This window comes from Streptomyces lienomycini, from assembly GCF_027947595.1.
Classification (GTDB): domain Bacteria; phylum Actinomycetota; class Actinomycetes; order Streptomycetales; family Streptomycetaceae; genus Streptomyces; species Streptomyces lienomycini.
The window spans coordinates 4114700-4136373 of the sequence record NZ_CP116257.1 but is presented as its reverse complement, the minus strand read 5'-3'; the positions used below and the strand labels follow the sequence as shown (position 1 = coordinate 4136373).

Below are 21674 nucleotides of genomic sequence, written 5' to 3'. Positions count from 1 at the left end.
CGTTAAGTCCGTTTCTGGTAGCGGCCGCGTCCCGGTTGCTCGAGGAATCCCTGGCGGACGAGTCGTCCCAGGCGGGAGCGGGTGACGTTGATCGAGGGCTCGTCGGTGGGCAGGCCGAGGTGCTCATGCAGATCACGGACGCGGAACACCTCCCCGGGGTGCTCGTTGAACGTGGTCACGATGCGCTGGTAGACGGTCGCGATGGCGGTCTCCGCGGGGGCCGGTGCCTGGTCGGGAGGGGTGAGGCCGTCGATGACCTTGCCGGTGGCAGCGAGCTCGGCCAGGCGGGCTTCGGTCTCGGCGAGGTCGGTGGTGAGCCGCTCGATCTGCTCGCGCAGGTGGTCGGCGCGGGCAGCGGTCTCATCGTGCTCGGTCTGCAGCAGCCGCAGGAGTTCGCAGACGTTCACGCGGCCAGCTCCACGTCGTCCCGCCAGGTGGGGGTAGGGGTGGTGAGGCGGCGGAGCATGCCGGCGGTGGAGGCCCAGTAGACGCGGGAGGCCGCGTTGTCGGGCCGGTGGTCGTAGTCGCGGGCGAGGCGCCGCTGCAGCATGAGGGTGCCGTTGACCTGCTCGACCACCCACCGCTTCGGTTGCGGGACGAAGCCTTTCCCCTCGTCGTCGGGGTTGCGGCGGACCACCTCAACGGTGATGTCCTTCACCGCCCCGTGGATGATCACGGCGTCCTTGAAGCCCTGGTCGACCAGGACCTTCTCCAGGCGCATCCCACACCGCTCAGCCGCCTGGTCCAGCAGGGCGATGCCGGCTTCGTTGTCGTGCGCGCTCGCAGCGAGGATCACCACACCGATGACCAGGCCCAGCACATCGACGGCCAGTCCCCGCTTCCTGCCGGGCGTCTTCTTGTTCGCGTCCAGTCCCGTCGTCTCCTTCGGCACCCCGGCCGCCACGCGGACGGACTGGGTGTCGATGATCACCAGGGACGGGTCCTCTAATCGTCTGGACCGTTCCCGCACCTGGCAGCGCAGGATCTCCTGGATCCGCTGGTCAAGGCCGTCCTGGCGCCACAGGGTGAAGTAGTAGAACACTGCCGACCAGGCCGGGAAGTCGTGCGGCAGAAGCCGCCACTGACAGCCCGTCCGGTTCTGGTAAAGCAGCGCGTTCACGACCTCGCGCAGGGCGCAGGAGCCCGGGTCTCCGGTCGCCGACCGCGCCACCCGCTCCTGCTTCCACGCGGTGACCAGCGGCTCGATCAACGCCCACTGCTCGTCGGACAAGTCGGTTGCGTACGGCGTCCGTTCCATGCCCACGACCCCATCATGTACACGCCATGACACGAGGACGGAACTGTCCCATCACCCACGAACGGGCGACACCACATCATCAGGAACGGGACTTAACGCCCTCTTAGAACTCCTAACGAAATGCCGTACGCGACAGCCGAGTGTGTCAGCGGTGACCGGACTTCTTGCGCTTCCGGCGCACACGCCATAGCACCACGGTCCCAGGATCAGAGCGCATGTGTGGCGGCACGAAACGCGCGGGCACGTTGAAGAGGATGATGCTGATCTCGCAGGCCATGCATGCCAGCACGATGAGCACCGCAATCAGGACGACGGCTGCTTGACCACCGGTCATCTCAGCGTCCAGCAGTCCCAAAAAGACAAGAGGAGTGATTGCCCAGAGCGAGGTGGCGGTGACACCCAAGGAGCGGACCTCGCCTCTCCTGACCTCCTGGCCGAACGGCAGGACAGTGTAGGAAGCCAAGAAGAAGTCCACCAAGTGCGCGTTGCGCCAGAGCTGGGCCGCCTTCCACGTCATGAAGGCAGCACCTGTCATCCACACGAGTCCGATCGCATAGGCCACGCCGCGTCCCCCGCTACTCATCGACCGTCTTCGCGATCTCTTACGGTACGCCGCCTTGCGTTCCATGGCTTTAGATCGATTTGACGAGCACACTCAGGACTCATCGGGCCGCCCTGAGGCGCCTCCAGCAGATAAGCGCACATCCGAGGGTCAGGAATGCCTCGTGGATGTCGTCACGGATCTCCCAGCGGATGCGCAGGCGACGGAACCAGTGCAGGTGGGCGAACGCGCGTTCAACAACCCAGCGTTGAGCGCCGAGCCCGGAGCCGTGCTCGGTCCCGCGGCGGGCGATTTGCGGCTTCACGCCGAGATCCCAGACCAGGCGGCGGTACTTGTCGTGGTCGTAGCCGCGGTCCCCCAGCACCACGTCCGGTCGGCGCCGGGGCGGCCGCGCTTGCCCCGCACCGGCGGCACGGCCTGCAGCAACGGGACGAGCTGGGTGACGTCGTTGCGATTGCCGCCGGTGAGGGTGGCGGCAAGCGGGATGCCGGTGGCGTCGGTGATCAGGTGATGTTTGCTGCCCGTCTTGCCCCGGTCGACGGGGCTTCGTCCGGTCTTGATGCCCCCTTTAACGCCCGGATGTGGGAGCCGTCGACCGCCGCCCGGGAGAAGTCCAGGACGTTCACACTACGGAGTTTGGCGAGGAGGACCCCGTGCAGCCGGGGCCATACCCCGGCTTCGGTCCACTCGGCCAGGCGGCGCCAGCAGGTCATGCCCGAGCCGAAGCCGAGTTCCTGCGGCAGGTGCTCCCAGGCGATTCCGGTGTGCAGCACAAACAGGATGCCCTGGAACACCAGCCGGTCCGGATGCCGCTTGCGCCCCGGATGCTGGGCCCGACGCTCAATCTTCGGCACAAGCGGCTCGATCACCGCCCACAGCTCGTCGTCAACTTCCCACGGCTTCGCCCGAGCCACCCCGCACCCCCGGATTTTCAGCTCCGGAGTGATCCAACCACCTTGTAGATCATTTCGTTAGGAGTTCTTAGCAGGCAACCGGGCACTTGGAACTCCGAACGAGATGATCTTCGGGCTGGTTGGATCACTCCGGGACTGACGACCTGGGTGTGCGGTGGCGCGGCCGAAGTCGTGGGAAGTCGACGACGAGCTGTGGCGGTGATCGAGCCGTTGCTGCCCAAGGTGAGCGCCGGACGCGGCATCCGGGACGCAAACGGCGTCCTGACCGGTTGGTCTTCCAGGGCGTCCTGTTTGTGCTGTGCACCGGGATCGCCTGGGAACATCTGCCGCAGGAACTCGGCTTCGGGTCAGGAATGACCTGCTGGCGCCGCCTGGCCCACATCCGGGCGTTGAAGGGGGGTGCCAAGACTGGACGAAGCCCGGTGGACCGCGGGAGGACGGGCAGCAAGCACCACCTGATCACCGATGCCGCCGGCGTCCCGCTCGCCGCCACCCCGACCGGGGGCAACCATAACGATGTCACCCAGCCAACCCCGCTCCTCCGAGCCGTGCCGCCCGTACGCGGCAAGCGGGGCCTGCCCCGACGCCGCCCCGACGTGGTGCTGGTCGACCGCGGCTACGACCACGACGAATACCGCCGACTGGTCTGGGTCCTCGGGGTGAAGCCGCTGATCGCCCGCCGCGGCAACGAGCACGGCTCCGGACTGGGCACCCAACGCTGGGTCGTGGGGCATGCGTTCGCCCAATGACATTGGTTCCGCCGCTGGCGACGTCTGATGCGATCGCGTGGGAGTGCTGGGTGAGAGGATGTGCGGGACTTCCGGACGTCGAAGTTGCGGAGATGCGTCAGGTCGGAATGGCGGCGAGATCGCCTGACGTGTCGCGCCGGTCGGGCGGATCAGCGGGTGAAGGCGACAGATTCAGCGAGATCCTTCTGAGTCTCGAGCGCGGTGAGACGTTCGGTGAGTGCCGCGTGGATTGCGCTATAGGTGTCGGATCCGAGAGTCAGGCGCAATGGCGGGCGCGGGTGGCGGGTGGTGTCGTAGATGGCGGCGGCGAGCTTGGCCGGGTCGCCGGTGAAGACGCTCTCATCTGCGGTTTCCAGGTAGTGCCGGGTCTGGCCGACGGCATTGTCGCGGTAGACGGCCGTTTCGGTGGTGTATTGCAGGGCCGAAGCGAAGCCGGTACGGGTGGCGCCGGGCTCGACCAGAGTGAGGTGAATATTGAAGTCGGAGACCTCGCGGCTGACGCTCTCGGTGAAGCCCTCCAGCCCCCACTTGCCCGCGTGATAGCAGCTGTGAGTGGGGATACCGACCTGGCCGCCCACGCTGGAGATCTGGATGATCCGGCCACCGCCCTGCTCACGCATCGGCTGTAGGAAGGCACGGGTGATCACCATCGGCGCGAGCAGGAGGACCTCGATCTGGTCGCGAATCTGCTCGATGGTCATTTCCTCGGCGGCGCCCACAACCGCGTATCCGGCATTGTTGACCACAATGTCCACCGGCCCGGACCGGAGGGTCCTGCCGACCACCTTGTCCACGTCGGCCGGCCGCGTGAGGTCGAGGATCTCGACAGTCAGCCGGTCGCCGTACGTCTCGCGCAGGTCTCCCAGAGCTGCCGGGCGGCGGACCGTCGCCGTCACGCGGTCGCCGTTCCGGAGGGCGTGCTCGGTGAGATGGCGGCCCAGCCCACCGGAGGCTCCGGTGACGAACCAGTGACGTGATGCCTTGTCGGAGGGAGTGGGCACGGGGTCTCCTGAAGTAGGGTGGTACCGGAATCCGTTCCGTTTAGAGTTAAGCGGAACAGATTCCGGAAAGCAACTGGAGACCGACGCCTAAGGAACCCGCATGCCCGCCACGCCCCGCCGCACCAGGAGTGACGCGCTGCAGAACCGCGAGCGCCTGCTGGAGGTCGCCGCTCAGGCCTTCGCCGAGCAGGGTCTGGACACCTCGCCTGCCGCCATCGCCAAGCGGGCGGGCGTCGGTGTCGGCACGCTCTACCGGCACTTCCCGACTCGGGAAGTCCTCATCGACGCCGCTTACCGGCGCCAACTCACCCAGGTGTGCGCGAAGGTGAAGGATCTTCTCGCACAGCACCCGGCCGCCGGGGCCACCCGAATGTGGATGGAACACTTCATCCACTACGCCACGGCAAAGAGCGGAATGTCCGAAGCCCTCAACGCGGTCATCGCCTCCGGTATCGATCCATACTCCGACAGCCGCGCACTCCTTACCGACGCTGTCGCCACCCTTCTCGCCGCCGGTGCTCGAGACGGAAGCCTGCGAACGGACGTCGCCCCGGACGATGTCCTCCTCCTCATGGGTGGCATCGCCTATTCCGTGCAGCACGGAACCAAAGAACAAGCTCGTCCACTCGTCGACCTCTTCATGGACGCGCTGACCAAGGACTCGACCGCGAGCTGAACCCGATCTCCCGGACCGGCACGCCAACTCGAGCGCAGCCACGGTCAGTGTCCGACGTCGACCATGCCTGGCGCCAGCATGCTTACCTGGGTCGTGCCCCCAGGTGGCCCTCCGTCACGGGCAGGCACTCGGTGAGCAGGCCGACGACGTCGCGCCAGGCGCGCTGCGCGTGCTGTGGGTGGTAGCCGACGCCGGGGACCGTGGGGTGGCCGACCGGCGGGTGGTGGAAGGCGTGCAAGGCGCCGCCGTAGACCGCGAGGCGCCAGTCGACGCCCGCGGCCTGCATCTCAGCGGCGAACGCGTTCCGTTGCGCGGGCGGCATGATCGGGTCTTCCGATCCGACCCCGGCCCACACCGGGCAGCGGATGCGCGCCGCCTCGCCCGGTCGCCCCGTGGTAGTCGCGTTGACTGTCCCGATCGCGCGCAGGTTGACGCCGTCGCGCCCGAGTTCCAGCGCGATGGCGCCCCCGGTGCCGTAGCCGATGGCGGCGATCCTGTCGGGGTCGGCCCGCGGTTCGGTGCGTAACACGTCGAGCGCCGCGTGGCCGATGCCCCGCATCCGGTCAGGGTCGGCGAGCAGCGGCATGCAACGGGCCAGCATCTCCTCGGGGTCGCCCACATAGCGCCCGCCGTGAAGGTCGAAGGCCAGCGCCACGTAACCCAGTTCGGCGAGAGCGTCTGCCCGGCGGCGCTCGACGTCGCTGAGCCCCATGCCCTCTGGTCCGAGCAGCACCGCGGGCCGGCGGTCGACACCGGCCGGCAGCGCGAGGTGCCCGACCATCGTCAAGCCGTCGGCCGGGTACTCGACCGTACGCGTCGTGATCGTCGTCATGAGACTGGACTGTAGTGAGCGCCGAGCCCGGCCCGGCTGCTGCTCTGCCGCTGGCAGAACAGCGTAGGTGTCTCCTCTGAAACACGGGATGGGCCCGGCGCTCAGGCTTCATGAACATCCTGTTGCGCCTTGGTGAGTGTCTCGGTCGCGCCCCATTTCGGGGCGTGGTCGCTTCTCGGGGCCGACCTGGAGCCCGCCGAGCAAGTTGCGCTCGACCAAGGGGCGACCGTACGGCGCGGTCAGGGCTGCACCCTGCGCGTCACGGCCGTGCCAGGGGTCCACCGCCAGCGGCTCCTTGCCCGCTGCCAACCGTTCGACGGCGGCCAGGGTGACCGTGTCGTCCCTGCTTGCCCGGCGCAAGGCCCGACGCGAGTACGAGAACCGCGTCACCGGCCTCGGAACTCCCGCCTGAACGAGAGCACCGGCCTGGCATCAACTGCTGTACCGGTGTTCCCCGAGACCGGACTCAGGCGAGTGCGAGGCTGATCTGGTCGTTGAAGATCGCCCAGTGCTGCCCCTGGTCGGAGGAATTGCACGGCTTGACGGGCACGTCGGGCTTGCCCCAGTCGTTCGCGAGGCAGTAGCGGCCTGCTGCGCGCGTGGCGGAGTGGGCTGTCTCGGCGGCTCGCGTGCTGTCCGTCAGTACGTCGGCCCGGGCCGAGCCGATCCCGGTGAGCAACGTGGCGGCCAGCGTCGCGGCGGCGGCCAGGGCGGCGGTCTTCTTCATACGGTTTCCCCTCATACACGCGGGCGACGGAGTGCCCGGTGCGCGCCGTACGTCGCCCCGACGCGACAGCACTCCGGGGCTTCCCGCTCGCCGACATCGCCGACGCGCCGGCACCGGCGCTGGAGCGCCGCGGCGTCGCGCCCGGAAAAGCACGCTTCATCATCGACGTGGTAGTGGCGATCCACCGGCGTGCAATGCCCCGCTGGCTGGCCGAGCCGGACACCACCCTCGCTCAGCTCATGGCTCAGGCCGCCGCCGAGCTGCGCGAAGTGGTCGCGCCGCCAGCTACAACGATCCGCTGAGTCGGCCGCAAACATGCCTCGCAGGTAAGCGTAGAACCGGCTGTCCGGAAACGGCCTTGGCGCAGTGCGGTTTCCTGGTCCATCTGGTGGGCTCCTTGAGAGAGCGTCGCCGGTAGTGGCGCCGGCTCCCCTCCGGCGGGCACGGCGGTTCCGAGCGAGGATGTCGCAGATGCCGCCCGGCGGGCAGCGGACCGCGCACGAAGTTCTCCGGCTCCACCTGCTTGCCCAGCGATGCGACCTTGATCCACGGCTCGCCGTGCTCGCGGACGGTGTCCACGCCGCCCGCGGTGCCCAGCTCCAGCGCGGAGTCGAGCCGGGTCAGGGGACTCCCGCAGCCGCTTCTTCAGGCCCCGATGAACGCTCCGGGGCTCTGCGGCTCGCGGATCGCGCCGTGGCCTCGAAGTCCGGTGGCAGGTTGTCCTCCGGGTTCTGCCACCGCCCCGCCCCCGGGACCCGGATGTCGCGGCGCCGCAGCGCGTCCCGCAGCGACACCAGTACACACAGCTCGTACAGCTCGTACGGGATGCGCTCGACGCGACCGACCTCGTCCACCACCGCCTTGTCTGTCCCGAGAGGTCAAGGCGCGAGGCCCTCGTCGCTTGACCTACCTCAACTCATTCCGTACGGACTTCTCGAGGAGCGTGAACGACTTGGACGTACCGCCCGGCTGCCGCTTATCCTCCTTGCGTCCCACCACTCGATAGCCGGCGTTTAGGTAATACGCACTCAGGCGTGCGTTGGTGGCCAGGCAGTCCAGACGAACCAACGGTCGGCCCGCCTCGGCCACGCGTTGCTCCGCGACTCGCAGAAGCTGTCGCCCTGTCCCGGCTGGGACACTTCCGCGGTCCACCATCAGCCGATGTATGTAGCCAGCCGTCGGCGGCTGCGGCCCCCAGGCGTCCTCGTCCTCCCACCAGAGCTCCCAGGCCCCGACCACACGATCGGCGGCCTCCGCGAGCCACACCTCCCCGCTCTCCATGATCCGGCGGAAGTGGTCCCCGCCCAGCTCACCAGGCTGCCACTGACCAGTGACACCTTGGGCAAGCATCCACCGGGCCGCGTCATCGCGCAGACGCACGACGGCGGCAAGATCGGCGTCGTCAGCGAGACGGAAGCGTAGATCGTTCACGCCGCGATCCTCGCACAGGGGTCCGCCCCTGCATCGACCAGCCGCAAGGGGGGGGGGGGCACCCATGTGCGCTGAAGCCGAAGACATCACCCGGCACGCACCGCCTCGTCAGAAGCCGAAGGAGTTGTGCGGTTCGGGGTCGGTCCAGAACATCCGAGTCAGCTGTCCGATCGCGCCGTCGGTGTGCGCAGCGATGTGGCCCGCATACGCCAGGTGGTGCGCCGAGACGCCCCCGAAATAGAGAGAACTGAGCGCTGAGAGCGTGATGGTCAGGTCCGCCGTCTCGTCGGTGGGAACGCACGTCGCCACGGGACCGGCTGCCTTTAGATGCCATGTTCTGTTGTTCGCCGGGCACATCCGGTCGTCGCCGATCGTGAACCTCAGTTCGCCGGGCGTCGGATAGGAGCGTCGCGTCAGGGCTCGGGGAACATCGAGAAGGCGTGCCCATAGGTTGTCGGTCTGGCGGGTGATGCGCATCGCCCGCGGGTTGGTGAGCATCCATCGCAGGGGCTCGTCGCGTGGCCGGCCGGCTGCTACGACGGTCTTGGTGAGGTCGAAGTCGATCAGTAGGCCCCACAGGGCACGGTAGGCCACGGGGTTCGTCGACTCCAGGGCTTCCACCACGAGCGTCCCGGCACGGTCCGTGGTCGGTGACCACGGCAGCCGGAAGTTGGCGATGCCGTCCACATTGCCGTGCTGGTCGCGGTGGGTGAGATAGCGCAGCGGCCCGTTGGTGCCGTCTGTTTCGTCGGACAGCCCGTCCCAGCGCCCGGGGAGAGGGCCGAGTTCCCCGACGCGGTGGGCACGCACCTCCGCATGTACCCGAGGCCACGCTTTCTGCGCCTGTGCAGCGTCGACCAGTTCCAGCGACCCGGCATCGGGCTCTGTTGGAAGGAGGGCGGCTTCGTGACGGGCCAGTTCCCATCGGGTGCGGTAGGTCGCGGGCGAGAACCCGAACCGTCCGTAGATGCTGCCCTCGCTGGCACTGAGCATCGCCAACGGCTCGCCTCGCTCCAGGGCCGCATCGAACATGGCCTGCATCATTTGCCGCAGGTACCCGCGTCGGCGGTGCGTCGCGATCACTCCGGTGGCAGTGATGCCGGCCATCCTCTCCATCCCCCCGCCGGGAACCGTCACCTCAAGGGAGAGGGCTGCCGATGCGCCGACGCATCTGCCGTCGACGAACGTCGCGATCGGGTGGAACGCCTTGTCCTTGATGTCTGCTGCGGCCCACTTCTCAAGCTGGTCCGCACCCGCGGGCGTGCGCTGTGGGGGCCACGGCTCGGGGCCGCCGTGCCACGCCGCGTCCGCGGGCTCCCAACTCGGCAAGCCGTTCGCGTACGGCAATGCCCGGTAGTACGCAGCCATCTCATCGTGTCGCGGCGGGCGGACCTCAGTCACCATGCCGGACATTGCATCCACCGCCTTCACAGGCGAGCAACCGAATATCTGCCCGGGGCTCGCGCAAGGGTCTGGCCATGCAGGGGCGGCCAGCGCCGGGACCCCGGAGGTCGTGGTTCCCGCCGTCGATGTGCTGGCGTGACTCGCGGCCGGCGGCTGCGTCATTGAGCTGGGCATCGGGACGGGACGTATCGCGTTGCCGCTGGCCGGCAGAGGCGTGCCGGTCCATGGCATCGAGTTGTCACGGGCGATGGTCGACCGGCTTCGTGGGAAACCGGGTGGTGGCGCGGTCGGTGAACGGTGGGACAGCTGGATGGGAGAGCCGTTCACAAGCGAGAGCCGCCAGCACATCTCGGTCTGGGAGAAACCCACAGAGTAACCGCAGCAACGCGGGCGAGCAGGGCTCGAATAGGGATAGGCCAGAGGGGGACGCATGACGTGCTGGAGTACCACCGCGCCGAATCGATCTGGCGGCAAACGATGCCGAGCTCAAAGCGTCACTGCCTCCGTAAGGGACGGGTGGCATCGGGACGTGATTCACGCGGCAGGCACAGCAAGGAGGGCGACGCCGTCCGGCATCGCCCTCAGCGCCTTCCCATCACAGGAATCAGCGGTGCGGGCCTCGGATTACCAGGTCGCATGTGGAGTCCGGCCCGGTAGTGGACGGCGAGTTCGTCGAAGCGTGTCGCCATGGCGCGGAACTGTTTGAGCCGACCGCTTGGTGCGGCCGCCGTCGGCGTGGATCCCGATGGCCTCGGCGTTCGTTCCGGCGGTGGTCTTGAGCTGGGGCCAGTTGGATGATGCGAGCAGGTCGTCCGGCTGCCGGGGCAGCTTGAGCGTGAAGGCGCGGAACAGCGACCACACCCGCAGGCGCGCTGCAACGCGCGCCTACTCGGAGATCTTAAGCATCGTTCGGGAACGTACGCCCTCTGCGAGAACTTCCGGAACCGATCCACGAGTCCTGAGCAGTGGTCGTTTTCACCGGGAACCACCGTTCCTTCTGGTCTGCCTGCCGAAGACGCCGCACGTTCCCGGTGGCCCTGCGATCGTGCAAGGCGGCGTAGCGCGCGGGCGTGACGCTCAGGTGCCGGGTGAAGTGCCGGTTCAGGTGTGCCTGGTCGTAGAAGCCGACCACGGTGGCGACGTCGGCCGGCCGCTTACCAGCGAGCAGGAGGCGGCGTGCCCGGTCGATGCGCCTGCCAGTGAGGTAGGTATGCGGCGGCATTCCGTATGTCTGTCTGAAACAGCGGATCAGGTGGGTGGGGTGGGCGTGCAGGATCGTGGCCGCCTCGTTGAGGGACACCCCAGCGTGTATGCGTGAGTCCAGCAGTTCGCGCAGAGCGGCAGCTATTCGCCCGGCCTCACGTCCCGGTGTCTTGACCTGCGAGGCATGGAGATGGAAGAGCAGCCGCTCGCGGACGAAGGTCAGCCTGGACTCTGCCTCGAACTGGTCTCCGGAGTGGGCGAGGACTCTGTGCAACTGGTGGATGCGACGGCGCAGCAGTCCATCTCCGTGGATCGGACGGTCGACCGCGGCCCCTGTCAGTCGTTCCGGAAGGACACAAGTGTCGAGGTAGAGGACGCGCTTGCGGAATCCCGACGGTTTGACCGTCTTCCCGTCGTGGGGGACGCCAGGCGGCAGCAGAATGACCGTGCCCGCATCGGCGGCCTCGTGCCGACGGCGATCGACGGCGAAGTCGACGGAACCGTCGTCAAGGATCATCAAGTCCCAGGTGTCATGGGTATGGAGCGGGTAGGCGTGATCAGCGAAGTGGGCGTGGAAGACCTCGGCGATCCCTGCGACCGATGGCCTCCAGGCGCTGATCCGCGTTCGGGGCTGGTGGGCAGTCATGCCAGGAACGTACAAGACAAGGGGCGATCAACGGCCGCAGGCTGATCGCATGACCGAACCCAAGGCACCCGTCAACCTCGCCCACAAGCTCTCGCAGTTCGATGAGCTCTGGACCCAGAAGAAGATCGCCGACCTGAACGACTACGAGGTCAAGCTCGCCAAATTGAAGGGCGAATTCGTCTGGCACACCCACGAGGACACCGACGAACTGTTCCTCGTCATCAGCGGTCGGCTCACCATCCAGCTCAGGGACGGTGACGTCGTGCTCGAACCGGGTGAGCTGTTCGTGGTTCCGCGGGGCGCCGAACACTGCCCGGTGGCGGACGAGGAGACTGCCATTCTGCTGCTGGAACCGGCAGGGGTCCTCAATACAGGTGACGCGGGCGGGCCGCTGACCAAGGCTGCTGAGCCCTTGGACTGATCTCACGGCGTCTGAGCGTCCTCGGGGCAGGGGCACTCGGCGGTCTGCTCGATGCACGGCTTCGTCCGGCTCGACGAGCCGGAGCCACGGCCCCCCGGCGGGCCGACAGCGTCGACGGGGGGCCGCTCGACGTTCCGAACCCTATGTTGCCGGTGTCGGGGGTGCGATCCCCTGCCCCCCCGGACTCCGCCGCCTCCTTCTTGAGCCTCATTCGTCGGCTCTGCGCATTCGTCGGCGAATGCGCAGAGGTGCTGTGAGCGCCCTCGTCTCGTGGTGGTCTCTGGGTCATGGCCGTCGTCGGGAGCGGGTCCGGCAGACGCGTTTTGAGCCCGTTCCGACGTTGAGGTGGCAACCGTGTTGCGGGCCGGGGTATCGGTTCAAGGTCCGCAACGTGAAGATCGATGGCCGGGGCGACATGGTCCGTGTCCGCGGAGGAGGTTCACACACGGTCAGTTTCGATGTGCTGCACGACTGCTCGGAGTGCGGCAACGCCGTCAATCAGGTCATCGTAGGGCTGGCGGGCCAGGATCGAGCCCAGGCGTCGGTGTGGAACGGCAAGCAGCGCAGCGGGGGCGGCTTGAAGGTGGTCAATGCCGGCACGCACGTCGAGGCACTGGCGGAAGACAACCCTGGTCCGGCTGAGTGGGTCAATGTGTCGTGTGACCTTGTTGTTCCTGACGAACCCGGCGTCTACTCGGTTCGAGCACGGTACGCCCAGGCGTATCAGGGGCGTGTGATGACGGTCGAAGGACGTGCGATCTGCCAGCCGGAGTACGAGGACGTGCTGGGCTGGTGGAGGGTCGACCGTCCGGAGGGGCCCGGCCCGGAATCGGCCATAGGCACCGTCATCGTCGAGGCCGAGGCTGCTGGATAGCCTCTGCGGCCGATCCCGTGATCTCGGCCGGGCTCGGCATGGTGTCACGGCCTACGTCGGTGTTGGACATGCCCCGTCCGACGAGGGTCAGTACCTTGTGCTTCCGCTCGGTGATGTTCCGACCGGTTGTGTTCGTGGGGCTGGTTCGGGACGGGCGGTGAACTCTGCGATCAGGCGGCGCGTGACGCTCGGGGCGATCAGGGTGGTCTGGGCGCGACTGTCATCCAGCTCTACGCAGGTCGGCGCATGGACAGACGGCCACAGGCTCTTTTCTTGAGCGCACGATCCAGATACGTTACGGTGAGGTCATGGCAAGGACCCGGGAGTTCGACACGGAAGCGGCGGTGAGCCGCGCGATGGAGTTGTTCTGGACGCGCGGCTACGAGGCCACCTCGGTGCGCGACCTGACCGGGCACCTGGGGATCGGGCAGGGGTCCTTGTACGCGGCGTTCGGCGACAAGGACGGCCTGTACCGGGCGGCGCTGGAGCACTACCGCACCACCCTCGCGGCGGCCGCCCTGCGCAGCCTGGAGGAGGGGTCGGACGCCCGGTCGGCGATCCGCACGATGCTGGTCGAGCGGGTCCGGATCGCCGTGGCGGACAATGGCCGGGGTTGCCTGGCGGTCAATGCCGCCTGCGAGCGCCTGCCGGAGGATGCGGCGATCCGGCGCACCGTGCACGACATGCAGGACGCCAGCCGGGACGCGCTCGCCGAAGTGCTGCGGGTCGCGGCGGAGCGGGGCGAGATCGCGGAGCGGCACGACCCGTACACTCTCGCCGGGTTCCTCGTCACCTTCCTCAACGGACTGCTGGTATCCGCGAAGATCACGCCGGACGTCCGTGCCCTCGAACCCCTTGTGGAGGTCGCGCTGGCCGCCCTCGACTGATTTTTTCATGCCCAGAATCTGTAACAGACGATCCAGAAAATCGGACAGTGACTTCGGAGGACCCATGCCCCGCACATCCGTCCCGGATACGCCCGCTCTCGGCGGAAGCCGCTGGAACACCTTCCCCGCGGCCGGTACCACCCTGACCGCCCGCGAGTTCTTCACCGCCACCGAACCGCTGCTCCAGGGCATCATCGACGACAACGCCCTCACCACCGCAGACCGCGAGGTGCTGGAGGATCAGATCCGCGCGGCACTCGCCCTCGGCACCCGGGAGACCTCCCTCCCGCTGTTCCTCGGCCCGGACAGTGCCCCGGCGGCGCGCGAACTGGGAGCGCAGGCCGAGACGATCGGCCAGGAGCTTGCCTCTTGGGCGACCGAGGCGCTGGAGAGGCTGCTCACCGATCCGATACCGCTGCCCGCCGGCCCGCTGGTCGTCCGCAGCCACTGCTACGGCCACCTGCTCACCCCTCCCGCAGCCGATCTGCTCCTCGGACGCCGCGGCGGACCGGTCACGATGCAGCTCTACAACGAGTGGCTCCACCAGATGGTCCTGCTGCGCGACGCCCTGCTGCCCTTCACCAACTGGCAGGGTGTCCCGCTCCTGATCACCCCGAACGGACTGCGGCACACCGAACCGGCCCGCGACGCGTTCCTCACCGAACTCCTGGTGCGGCAGATCCGGCACACCAGCATCGTGGCCTTCGCCCGCAACGTCGTCACCGGCACCTCCGGCCCGGCCGGCTACGGCTTCGAGGCGAGTGGCGGCACCGCCCTGCCCGCCGTCCTCGACCAGCCACCCCTGACCGCACCCCGGTACCTGCTGACCTGGCGCTCCGACCCGGCCGTCGGTGAAGCCGCCACGTATGTCGCCGAGGTACGGGACTACTACGCCGCACCCCGCACCCTCGTCGAGGACCTGCCGCCCGTCACCACCACGTCCGGCCCGCTCTCCGCCCGTCCCGTCACCGCGCCGGTCGCCGACGGGACCCGCACCGCCCGCATCGAGGTCACCCACGACGGCACCACCGCCCACGTCGACCTCGGCCAAGCCCTGCGCGGCCACCGCTTCACCCGGTGTGAGGATTCCGCCGCAGGCGACGCGTCCGGCACCGCCGACGTCTGGTCCGCGCTGCGCGCGCCGGGGCTGGTGTGGACGGAGAGCGGCGTCGTCACCCTGGACGCCACCGGTCAGGGCGACCTCGCCGTGCTGGCCCTGCTCGGCCGGCTCTACCCGGAGAACCTCACCCTGCGCCCCGCCGACCATTCCGCTGCCCGTTCCTCTGCCCCGACAACCGCGGACGGCACCGGACCGAGCCGCCTGGCGATCCTCGTCGACTCCGCGCAAGCCCACTGACGCCCGCATCGCCACGCACAACAAGAAGGTTGAAGAAGAACATGATGTTCGACCATGAAGGAACGCCCGTCCGCACGGGCCGAGCCGCTGTGAACGGAACGAGTCTGCACTACCGCACAGCCGGGTCCGGCCCCGCGGTGGTGCTCCTGCACGGTGTGCCCAAGACCAGCTACCACTGGCGTCACCTCGTCCCGAAGCTGACGCCCCACTACACCGTCGTCGTGCCGGACCTCCGCGGTCTCGGTGACTCAGCCCGACCGTCGGACGGCTACGACTCCGCCACCATGAGCGACGACATCGCCGCGCTGATGAACCACCTCGGACACCAGACATACGCCGTGGCGGGTGAGGACTGGGGAGCGGTGATCGGCTACCAGCTCGCCGCCCGCCACCGCGACCACGTCACCGCTCTCGTGTTCGCCGAGGCACTGTTCCCCGGATTCGGCTTCGAGGACCACACGGCCCTCACCCCCGAGAACGTCTCCAGCGGCATGCACCTGTGGCATCTGGGCTTCTACTTCCAGCCCGACGTACCCGAGATGCTGATCAGCGGACACGAGCGCGAGCTGATCACCTACATGATCAAGTACGAGCGCAGCCGGCCCGACACCGCCACCCCCGACGCGGTCGACGAATACGTGCGCTGCTACTCCATGCCCGGCGGAATCCGCGCGATGCTCTCCGTCTACCGGGCCATGCTCGTCGACGCCGAACAGAACCGGCAGACCGCACAGAGGAAGCTGGACATCCCGGTCCTGGCGCTGGGCGGATCCGCGTTCATCGGCGACCGCAACGAGTCCCAGATGCGACTCATGGCTCACGACGTCACCGGGCACGTCTTCGACGCCGGCCACGACCTCGCAGAGGAAGTACCCGACGAGATGGCCGACGTCCTCCTGCCGTTCCTGGCCACCCACCAGTAACCGCACCGGGCGCTGAGGTCGACGATCTGAAGCGGCCCGGCACGGCGAGGGCCTCGTGCCTGAAACGAACCATCTGGTTCCGCACAGCCACGAGGCCCCCTCGGCCCCACCAGCCCTCGGCGGGCGCGCTCCAAGTAGCCCTCCGCGAGACGAGGTTGAGCACCACGCGCATCCCTGGAACCCCGGAACGACACCGTCCCGCGCTGATCACTGTCGTGCTCTCCTGAAACCTTGGCGAGCTCAAGCGGTCAGCGCATCACCGCTGTTCAGGAGGTCGGCCTGGTCGAACGTGCGGAGGTCGGCGTCCCGTTCTCGGCGGGTGTGTCGGTGAGGGCAGGGCGTGCCGCCTTGTTGAATATGGAAGTCATTACCGACTACTGTCGGGCTGTCGCACAGACGCCCCGCGTGGGCGGCAGGGGAGGGGGCACTCATGACCGTGGCACGACAGTCGTCCGGAGCCGGGAAGGTCGGCGTGGCGCGGGACCGGTGTGTGGGGGCGGGGCAGTGTGTTCTCGCCGCGCCGACGGTGTTCGACCAGGACGAGGAGGAAGGACTGGTGCTCGTCCTGGACGACGAGCCTCACGCGTCCGACGCCGATGCCGTGCGTGAGGCCGTGTGGGCCTGCCCGTCGGGTGCTCTCACCCTGCGGTGATCGGTGAGCCCCGCGCCGCGAGGGCCGGACGAGGCCGAAAGCGGCGGAACTCCAGCCGAGCGCGCCTCGATTCCCGGCCGCCCGCTCCCGTGCCGCCCGCACCTCCACCGCCGCCGAGTCCTTCCACGGCTCCCGGACCAGTGCGGCGAACGCCATCAGCTCAGCAGAACGTCAAGGAGAAGCATGTCCAGACAGATCGACCGTCGCGCCTTCCTCCGCCGAGGTGCGGCGGCAGCCGGGGCCCTGGCGGTGGGCCCCGGCCTGCTGGCGGCGTGCTCCACCGACGAGCCCGGCACCGACGCGAAGGCCGGGGCCGGCTCCTCGCCCCGCTCGGGCGGCACACTCCGCGCCGCCTTCGTCGGAGGCGGCGCCGCCGAGTCGCTCGACTTCTTCAACGGCCCCTCCGCACTGGACCTCGTGCGTGCCCGCGCCTGGCACGGCACCCTGGGCAACCTGGACCCCAGCGGTCCCGACGGCGTGCGCTACGGCGTTCTCAAGGGCATCGAGGTCTCAGCGGACCTGTCGGCCTACACCCTGCACGTACGGCCCGGCGTCCGTTTCACCGACGGCTCCAAGCTGACCGCCGCCGACGTCCTGCACTCGCTCAGCGGTCTCGCGGCCCGGAGCAAGCTGCCCGTGTACCGGCTCGCCGCCGCCAACTTCGACCTCGCGCACGCCAGGGCCGAAGGCGACCTCAAGGTCGTACTGCCCACGTTGCGGCCCATCGCCGACGGCCGCATGATCCTCTGCCAGGGCAACTTCCTCGTCGTGAAGGACGGCACCCAGGAGTTCCGCGAGGGCATGCCCAGTTGCGGCCCCTTCCGGCTGACCGAGTTCACCGCCGGTCAGGGCTCGGCGTTCGAGCGCTACGACGACCACTACGGACACGTGCCGCGCCTGGACGGCCTGGAGTTGCGGTCGATCGCGGACTCGACCGCCCGGGCCGGTGCGCTCACCAGCGGCGAGATCGACTTCGCCCACGACCTGTCACCCGTCACCGCGCGCACGCTCGACGACAACGGAAGGGTCGAACTCGTCCCCACCGAGAGCCCCTATCTCGTCGGCCTGTCCTTCCAGATGAACATGAGCGCCAAGCCCTTCGACGACCCCCGGGTGCGGGAGGCGTTCAAGCTCGCCGTCGACCGGCAGGCCATGGTGAAGACCGTGTTCTACGGCAACGCCCAGGTCGGCAACGACCTCCCCGCCATGGGCTTCCCCGACTACGCCGAGGGGCTGCCCCAGCGCGCCCACGACCCGGAGCGGGCACGTGCGCTGCTCAAGGAGGCCGGGGCCGACGGCATGAAGGTGACGCTGACGACCGGCCCCGAGACGCCGGGCATGGTGGAGACGGCCACCCTGTTCGTCGAGGACCTGAAGGAGGCCGGCGTCCGGGCGTCGCTCCGGGAACTGCCCGCGGGACAGCTCTACGCCGACTTCCCGGCGTACGCGGCGCTACCGCTGGCCGGGGCGTACCAGATGCCCATCCCCGCCCTGTCGACCTACCAGATGAGCACGGCGGGGGGATCTCCGTCGGCGTTCGGCTGGAACGAGTCCGCCACCGACACCCTCGTCGCCGAGGCCCGCGCCGAGAGCGACCGGGCCGAGGCGAAGAAGCTGGGCACGCAGGCGCAGCGCACGCGCTGGGAGGACGGCAACCAGGTGCTGCCGGTCTTCAAACCGAACCTGAATGCCCAGGCCAAGGGGGTCACCGGGATCCGCGACGACCTCTTCGAGCAGTTCCCCGGCTTCTCCCAGGCGTCGCTGGCGTGAGCCCGGCCGCCTTCGCCGGCCGCCGCCTCGCGGGGGCGGCCGTGCTGCTCGTCCTGCTGTCGGCCGTGATCTTCGCGGCCACGGCGGTTCTCCCCGGGGACGCCGTGAGCGCCGTCGCGGGTGTGGACGCCTCCGAGGCGCAGCGCGCCGGCGTCCGGGCCGAACTCGGCCTCGACCGCCCTGCCGCCGAGCGGTACGCGGACTGGGTGGCCGGCGCGGTCCGCGGGGACCTGGGCCGTGGCTTCGTGGGGGACCGGCCGGTCACCGAGGTTCTGTCGACCCGCCTGCCGAACAGCCTGCTCCTGGCCGGACTCACCCTCGCGGTCACCGTGCCGTTCGCCACGCTGCTGGGCCTGTGGACGGGCCTGCGGGGCGGAGCCGGCGACCGGATCGTCTCCACGGCCGCCCAGACCCTGGCCGCCGTACCGGAGTTCGTCGTCGCCGCGCTGCTCGTCGCCGTACTGGCCGTGTGGCTGGAGATCCTGCCGCGCGTCTCCGTCGTCCCGTTGGGCGGCACGCCGCTCGACGTACCGCACGCGCTGATCCTGCCCGTGCTGACACTCAGCGCGGTCGGTCTCGCGGTGGCCACCAGGCTGCTGAGGTCCTCCGTCGCCGACGCCGCGGCCACCCCTTACTGCGAGGCCGCACGACTCAACGGAGTGCGTGGCGTGAGGCTGGCCGTCCGCCACATCCTGCCCAACGCCGCGGGGCCCGCCGTCCAGGCGCTCACCCTCACCACGGGGGCGCTGGTGGGATCCGCGGTGGTGGTGGAGAACGTCTTCGACTACCCGGGCATCGGCCGGGAACTGCAACTGGCCGTCGCGGCGAGGGACATACCCATGGTGCAGGGCATCGCCACCGCGCTCGCCGGGGTGATGCTCCTGGTGCTGCTGGCGGGGGACATCTGTGCGCGGCTGCTCGTCGCACGGGAGGGACACCGACCATGACGACGGTCCTCGCACCGTGGGGGAGACGGACACGCACCGGTGGGTCGGGCACGCCCCGACGCCCCGGGCCGCCGCTGCTCACCGCGACGTGCACCCTGCTCGTCCTTCTGCTCGCGCTGGCCGGTCCGCTGGTCGCGCCGCACAGCCCCACCGCGCAACTCGCCACCCCCTTCCAGCAGCCCGACGCCCAGTTTCCACTCGGCACCGACGTGCTGGGCCGGGACGTGGCGAGCCGGGTGCTCTCCGGCGGCCGCACGATCGTGCTCACCGCGCTGGCCGGTACGGCGGCTGCCGGAGTGGTCGGTATGACTGCCGGCGTCCTGGCGGCCCTGGCCTCGCGTCGGCTGGGTGACCTGCTGCTCCGCTGCGTGGACGCCTTGGCTGTTCTTCCCGCGCTCCTGGTCGTCCTCGTCCTCGCTGCCGGGTTCCCCGGCAGTCACACCGCGCTGGTGGCTTCGGTCGCTCTGGCCACCGTCCCGTTCTCCACCCGTGTGCTGCGTGCCGCTGCCGACACGGTGCTCGCCAGCGCGTACGTCGAGACCGCGCTGGCCCGCGGTGACACCCGGTGGGCCGTACTGCGCCATGACGTGCTGCCCAACATCGCCGGACCGGCTCTCACGGACACGGCGCTCCGTCTGGTCGCCTCCCTGCACCTCACCGCCACCGCGGGATTCCTCGGCCTCGGACCGGGCGGGGCGACTCCCGACTGGGGGCACATGGTGAGTGAGAACGTCCCCGGAGCGACGCTGGCCGCGACGCCGTTCCTCGCTCCGGCGCTGATGCTGGTGCTGCTGTCGGTCTGTGTCGGCCTGCTGGCGGGGCGGCTGGCGGACACGGCGGGGCGGGGCGCCGGATGACCGGCCGCTCGACGCCCCGGCCGCCGGCCGCCAAACCGCTCGCCGAGATCAGCGGGCTGACCCTGGGTCCTGTGGCCGGAGGGCCGCCCGTCCTGCGCGACGTCTGCCTGTCGCTGCCGGCCGGGCAGGTGCTGGGGGTCGTCGGCCGGTCCGGATCGGGTAAGAGCAGCCTGGCGCACGGCCTGCTCGGGCATGTGCGTCCGGGCCTGGATGTTCGCGCCGGAACCGTCCGGGTCGCCGGCCTCGATCCCTTCGACCGCGCGGACGCCCGTCGGCTGCGTGGCCGGGTGGTTTCCTTCCTGGGGCAGGACCCGGCCTCCTCACTGAATCCCGCGCTGCGGATCGGCAGCCAGATCGCCGAGGCGGTGCGGCTGCGCTCGTCCGTGAAGGGCAGGGACGGTGTCCGCGCGCGGGTCGGCGAACTTCTGCTGTCCGTAAGGCTGCCGGCCGACCGGGAGTTCCGCGGGCGGCTGCCCGGGCAGCTGTCGGGCGGGCAGGCCCAGCGGGTGGCCCTCGCGCTGGCGCTGGCGGGCCGGCCCAGGCTGCTGGTCCTCGACGAGCCCACCAGTGGGCTGGACCCGGTCCTGGCCGACGGGATGCGCGCCCTGCTGGCCGAGGTCCTGTGCCAAGGGGACCGCGCCGCACTGCTGGTCAGCCACGACCCGGCGTGGATCGGGTCGGTGGCCGACGACGTGATCCGCCTGGAAGCGGGGCGGATCGCCGGGCGCGGGATGCCAGTGGCGCCGCCGTCGGTCCCGCGGTCCCGGGCCGCCCCGGGCGATGGCGCCCACGGCGAGGCTGCCCGCGTCACCGCCGCCGGACCCTCCGTCGTCGGTGCGCTCTCCGTGCGGCGACTGCACGCCGTCCACGGGCGCGTCTGCGTGCTGCACGACGTCTCCCTCACCGTCCCGGCGGGTTCCTGCACCGCGATCGTCGGGGCGTCGGGATCGGGGAAGACCACCCTCGCCCGCTGCCTCGCGGGGCTCCACCCGCCGGCGTCCGGGAGCGTCGAGTGGGCGGCCGACGCTGCGAGAGGGGGGCGCGGGGCTCCGGTGCAACTCGTCGCACAGGACACCCGCGGTGCCCTCAACCCGCGCGAGTCCGTGGGCGTCGCGCTCACCCGTCCGCTCAGGGGAGTCGGGGGACTGCCGGGGCGGGCCGCGTCCGACGAGGCGGTGCGGTTGCTCCGGCCGGTCGGGCTGGACACGGACGTACTGGGCCGCCGGCCCGGGGAGTTGTCCGGGGGCCAGCGGCAACGTGTGGCGCTCGTCCGGACGCTGGCCGCCGGACCGCGTGTCCTCGTCTGCGACGAGATCACCTCGGCTCTCGACCCGGAGACGGCGGGCAGAGTCCTCGACCTGCTGGACTCCCTGCGGCGGACGCTCGGTCTGACCGTCGTGATGGTGACGCACGACCTGGCGGTCGCTGCCACCCGCGCGGATCAGGTCGTCGTGCTGGACGGGGGGCGGGTGGTGGAAGCAGGCCGGGCCGACCGCGTACTGGTGCACCCGGAGCATCCCGTCACCCGTCACCTCCTCGCCCGTGGGGACGGTCCGGTCCTCACCGCGCCCGAGTAGGCGCGG

General features: G+C 69.5%; 22 protein-coding genes and 3 pseudogenes. 14 read left to right on the top strand and 11 right to left on the bottom strand.

The window, feature by feature from the left end; translation table 11 throughout:
• Nucleotides 1-2 precede the first annotated feature (2 nt).
• The 4 genes and pseudogenes from BJ961_RS18685 to BJ961_RS18670 form a co-directional block, all read right to left on the bottom strand.
• Nucleotides 3-407 (bottom strand): hypothetical protein, encoded by a 405-nt coding sequence (locus BJ961_RS18685; RefSeq protein ID WP_271320152.1) that lies wholly within the window; start codon nucleotides 405-407, stop codon nucleotides 3-5.
• Nucleotides 404-1258: an IS5 family transposase gene (locus BJ961_RS18680; RefSeq protein WP_271416969.1), complete on the bottom strand. Its 855-nt coding sequence runs from the start codon at nucleotides 1256-1258 to the stop codon at nucleotides 404-406. The genes BJ961_RS18685 and BJ961_RS18680 overlap by 4 nt, the downstream gene beginning before the upstream one ends.
• A gap of 145 nt (nucleotides 1259-1403) precedes the next feature.
• Nucleotides 1404-1820 (bottom strand): hypothetical protein, encoded by a 417-nt coding sequence (locus BJ961_RS18675; protein WP_271413932.1) that lies wholly within the window; start codon nucleotides 1818-1820, stop codon nucleotides 1404-1406.
• Between the two features lie 100 nt (nucleotides 1821-1920).
• Nucleotides 1921-2734, bottom strand: a pseudogene (locus BJ961_RS18670) (IS5 family transposase).
• Between the two features lie 190 nt (nucleotides 2735-2924).
• Between BJ961_RS18670 and BJ961_RS18665 the strand changes: the two are divergent.
• Nucleotides 2925-3477: pseudogene (locus BJ961_RS18665) on the top strand (transposase); the annotation flags it as partial.
• Nucleotides 3478-3632: 155 nt separating this feature from the next.
• Here the strand turns inward: BJ961_RS18665 and BJ961_RS18660 are convergent.
• The gene (locus BJ961_RS18660) at nucleotides 3633-4484 is read right to left on the bottom strand and encodes an SDR family oxidoreductase (RefSeq protein ID WP_271413931.1); all 852 of its coding nucleotides are present in this window, start codon (nucleotides 4482-4484) and stop codon (nucleotides 3633-3635) included.
• Nucleotides 4485-4584: 100 nt separating this feature from the next.
• Between BJ961_RS18660 and BJ961_RS18655 the strand changes: the two genes are divergently transcribed.
• Nucleotides 4585-5160, top strand: coding sequence for a TetR/AcrR family transcriptional regulator (locus tag BJ961_RS18655; protein WP_271413930.1), 576 nt, complete (start codon nucleotides 4585-4587; stop codon nucleotides 5158-5160).
• A gap of 82 nt (nucleotides 5161-5242) precedes the next feature.
• Here the strand turns inward: BJ961_RS18655 and BJ961_RS18650 are convergent, their stop codons facing one another.
• Complete coding sequence (locus BJ961_RS18650) at nucleotides 5243-5992, bottom strand: dienelactone hydrolase family protein (protein ID WP_271413929.1); 750 nt, start codon at nucleotides 5990-5992, stop codon at nucleotides 5243-5245.
• Nucleotides 5993-6458: 466 nt separating this feature from the next.
• Complete coding sequence (locus BJ961_RS18645) at nucleotides 6459-6719, bottom strand: hypothetical protein (RefSeq protein ID WP_271413928.1); 261 nt, start codon at nucleotides 6717-6719, stop codon at nucleotides 6459-6461.
• A 38-nt stretch (nucleotides 6720-6757) separates the two neighbouring features.
• Here BJ961_RS18645 and BJ961_RS18640 point away from each other — a divergent pair, with 38 nt between their 5' ends.
• Complete coding sequence (locus tag BJ961_RS18640) at nucleotides 6758-7021, top strand: hypothetical protein (protein ID WP_271413927.1); 264 nt, start codon at nucleotides 6758-6760, stop codon at nucleotides 7019-7021.
• Between the two features lie 318 nt (nucleotides 7022-7339).
• On the opposite strand, the gene BJ961_RS18635 is transcribed toward BJ961_RS18640, so the two are convergent.
• From BJ961_RS18635 to BJ961_RS18625, 3 genes are all read right to left on the bottom strand, one after another.
• Nucleotides 7340-7573, bottom strand: coding sequence for a hypothetical protein (locus tag BJ961_RS18635; RefSeq protein ID WP_271413926.1), 234 nt, complete (start codon nucleotides 7571-7573; stop codon nucleotides 7340-7342).
• Nucleotides 7574-7625: 52 nt separating this feature from the next.
• Entirely contained in the window at nucleotides 7626-8150 is a 525-nt protein-coding gene (locus tag BJ961_RS18630; RefSeq protein WP_271413925.1) for a GNAT family N-acetyltransferase, read from the bottom strand.
• A 108-nt stretch (nucleotides 8151-8258) separates the two neighbouring features.
• Nucleotides 8259-9554, bottom strand: coding sequence for a GNAT family N-acetyltransferase (locus tag BJ961_RS18625; protein ID WP_271413924.1), 1296 nt, complete (start codon nucleotides 9552-9554; stop codon nucleotides 8259-8261).
• Between the two features lie 109 nt (nucleotides 9555-9663).
• Here BJ961_RS18625 and BJ961_RS18620 point away from each other — a divergent pair.
• A pseudogene (locus BJ961_RS18620) lies at nucleotides 9664-9846 on the top strand (SAM-dependent methyltransferase); the annotation flags it as partial.
• 606 nt (nucleotides 9847-10452) lie between these two features.
• Here BJ961_RS18620 and BJ961_RS18615 read toward each other — a convergent pair.
• A complete protein-coding gene (locus BJ961_RS18615; protein ID WP_271413923.1) occupies nucleotides 10453-11403 on the bottom strand; it encodes a helix-turn-helix domain-containing protein in 951 nt (316 codons plus the stop codon).
• Between the two features lie 49 nt (nucleotides 11404-11452).
• On the opposite strand from BJ961_RS18615, the gene BJ961_RS18610 reads away from it, so the two are divergent.
• The 10 genes from BJ961_RS18610 (at nucleotide 11453) to BJ961_RS18565 (ending at nucleotide 21668) form a co-directional block, all read left to right on the top strand.
• Complete coding sequence (locus tag BJ961_RS18610; protein ID WP_271413922.1) at nucleotides 11453-11824, top strand: cupin domain-containing protein; 372 nt, start codon at nucleotides 11453-11455, stop codon at nucleotides 11822-11824.
• A 391-nt stretch (nucleotides 11825-12215) separates the two neighbouring features.
• Complete coding sequence (locus BJ961_RS18605) at nucleotides 12216-12698, top strand: hypothetical protein (protein ID WP_271413921.1); 483 nt, start codon at nucleotides 12216-12218, stop codon at nucleotides 12696-12698.
• A gap of 308 nt (nucleotides 12699-13006) precedes the next feature.
• Nucleotides 13007-13585, top strand: a complete 579-nt coding sequence (locus BJ961_RS18600) for a TetR/AcrR family transcriptional regulator (RefSeq protein ID WP_271413920.1) — start codon at nucleotides 13007-13009, stop codon at nucleotides 13583-13585.
• A 64-nt stretch (nucleotides 13586-13649) separates the two neighbouring features.
• Nucleotides 13650-14942, top strand: coding sequence for a type 2 periplasmic-binding domain-containing protein (locus BJ961_RS18595; protein WP_271413919.1), 1293 nt, complete (start codon nucleotides 13650-13652; stop codon nucleotides 14940-14942).
• 41 nt (nucleotides 14943-14983) lie between these two features.
• Complete coding sequence (locus BJ961_RS18590; protein ID WP_271413918.1) at nucleotides 14984-15865, top strand: alpha/beta fold hydrolase; 882 nt, start codon at nucleotides 14984-14986, stop codon at nucleotides 15863-15865.
• 430 nt (nucleotides 15866-16295) lie between these two features.
• Nucleotides 16296-16517: a ferredoxin gene (locus tag BJ961_RS18585; RefSeq protein WP_271413917.1), complete on the top strand. Its 222-nt coding sequence runs from the start codon at nucleotides 16296-16298 to the stop codon at nucleotides 16515-16517.
• Nucleotides 16518-16700: 183 nt separating this feature from the next.
• Complete coding sequence (locus tag BJ961_RS18580; protein ID WP_271413916.1) at nucleotides 16701-18287, top strand: ABC transporter substrate-binding protein; 1587 nt, start codon at nucleotides 16701-16703, stop codon at nucleotides 18285-18287.
• Nucleotides 18284-19234: an ABC transporter permease gene (locus BJ961_RS18575; protein WP_271413915.1), complete on the top strand. Its 951-nt coding sequence runs from the start codon at nucleotides 18284-18286 to the stop codon at nucleotides 19232-19234. Before BJ961_RS18580 ends, BJ961_RS18575 begins: the two co-directional genes overlap by 4 nt.
• Nucleotides 19231-20091 carry an ABC transporter permease gene (locus tag BJ961_RS18570; protein ID WP_271413914.1) on the top strand — a complete coding sequence of 287 codons (861 nt, stop codon included), beginning with the start codon at nucleotides 19231-19233 and terminating at the stop codon, nucleotides 20089-20091. Before BJ961_RS18575 ends, BJ961_RS18570 begins: the two co-directional genes overlap by 4 nt.
• Entirely contained in the window at nucleotides 20088-21668 is a 1581-nt protein-coding gene (locus tag BJ961_RS18565) for an ABC transporter ATP-binding protein (RefSeq protein WP_271413913.1), read from the top strand. Before BJ961_RS18570 ends, BJ961_RS18565 begins: the two co-directional genes overlap by 4 nt.
• The last annotated feature ends 6 nt before the right edge of the window (nucleotides 21669-21674 follow it).

Coding starts and splice junctions, on each gene's coding strand:
- BJ961_RS18595 (WP_271413919.1), top strand. CDS start 13,650: ATGCCCCGCACATCCGTCCCGGATACGCCCGCTCTCGGCGGAAGCCGC.
- BJ961_RS18570 (WP_271413914.1), top strand. CDS start 19,231: ATGACGACGGTCCTCGCACCGTGGGGGAGACGGACACGCACCGGTGGG.
- BJ961_RS18590 (WP_271413918.1), top strand. CDS start 14,984: ATGATGTTCGACCATGAAGGAACGCCCGTCCGCACGGGCCGAGCCGCT.
- BJ961_RS18600 (WP_271413920.1), top strand. CDS start 13,007: ATGGCAAGGACCCGGGAGTTCGACACGGAAGCGGCGGTGAGCCGCGCG.
- BJ961_RS18645 (WP_271413928.1), bottom strand. CDS start 6,719: ATGAAGAAGACCGCCGCCCTGGCCGCCGCCGCGACGCTGGCCGCCACG.
- BJ961_RS18585 (WP_271413917.1), top strand. CDS start 16,296: ATGACCGTGGCACGACAGTCGTCCGGAGCCGGGAAGGTCGGCGTGGCG.
- BJ961_RS18610 (WP_271413922.1), top strand. CDS start 11,453: ATGACCGAACCCAAGGCACCCGTCAACCTCGCCCACAAGCTCTCGCAG.
- BJ961_RS18625 (WP_271413924.1), bottom strand. CDS start 9,554: ATGGTGACTGAGGTCCGCCCGCCGCGACACGATGAGATGGCTGCGTAC.
- BJ961_RS18655 (WP_271413930.1), top strand. CDS start 4,585: ATGCCCGCCACGCCCCGCCGCACCAGGAGTGACGCGCTGCAGAACCGC.
- BJ961_RS18615 (WP_271413923.1), bottom strand. CDS start 11,403: ATGACTGCCCACCAGCCCCGAACGCGGATCAGCGCCTGGAGGCCATCG.
- BJ961_RS18680 (WP_271416969.1), bottom strand. CDS start 1,258: ATGGAACGGACGCCGTACGCAACCGACTTGTCCGACGAGCAGTGGGCG.
- BJ961_RS18580 (WP_271413916.1), top strand. CDS start 16,701: ATGTCCAGACAGATCGACCGTCGCGCCTTCCTCCGCCGAGGTGCGGCG.
- BJ961_RS18650 (WP_271413929.1), bottom strand. CDS start 5,992: ATGACGACGATCACGACGCGTACGGTCGAGTACCCGGCCGACGGCTTG.
- BJ961_RS18565 (WP_271413913.1), top strand. CDS start 20,088: ATGACCGGCCGCTCGACGCCCCGGCCGCCGGCCGCCAAACCGCTCGCC.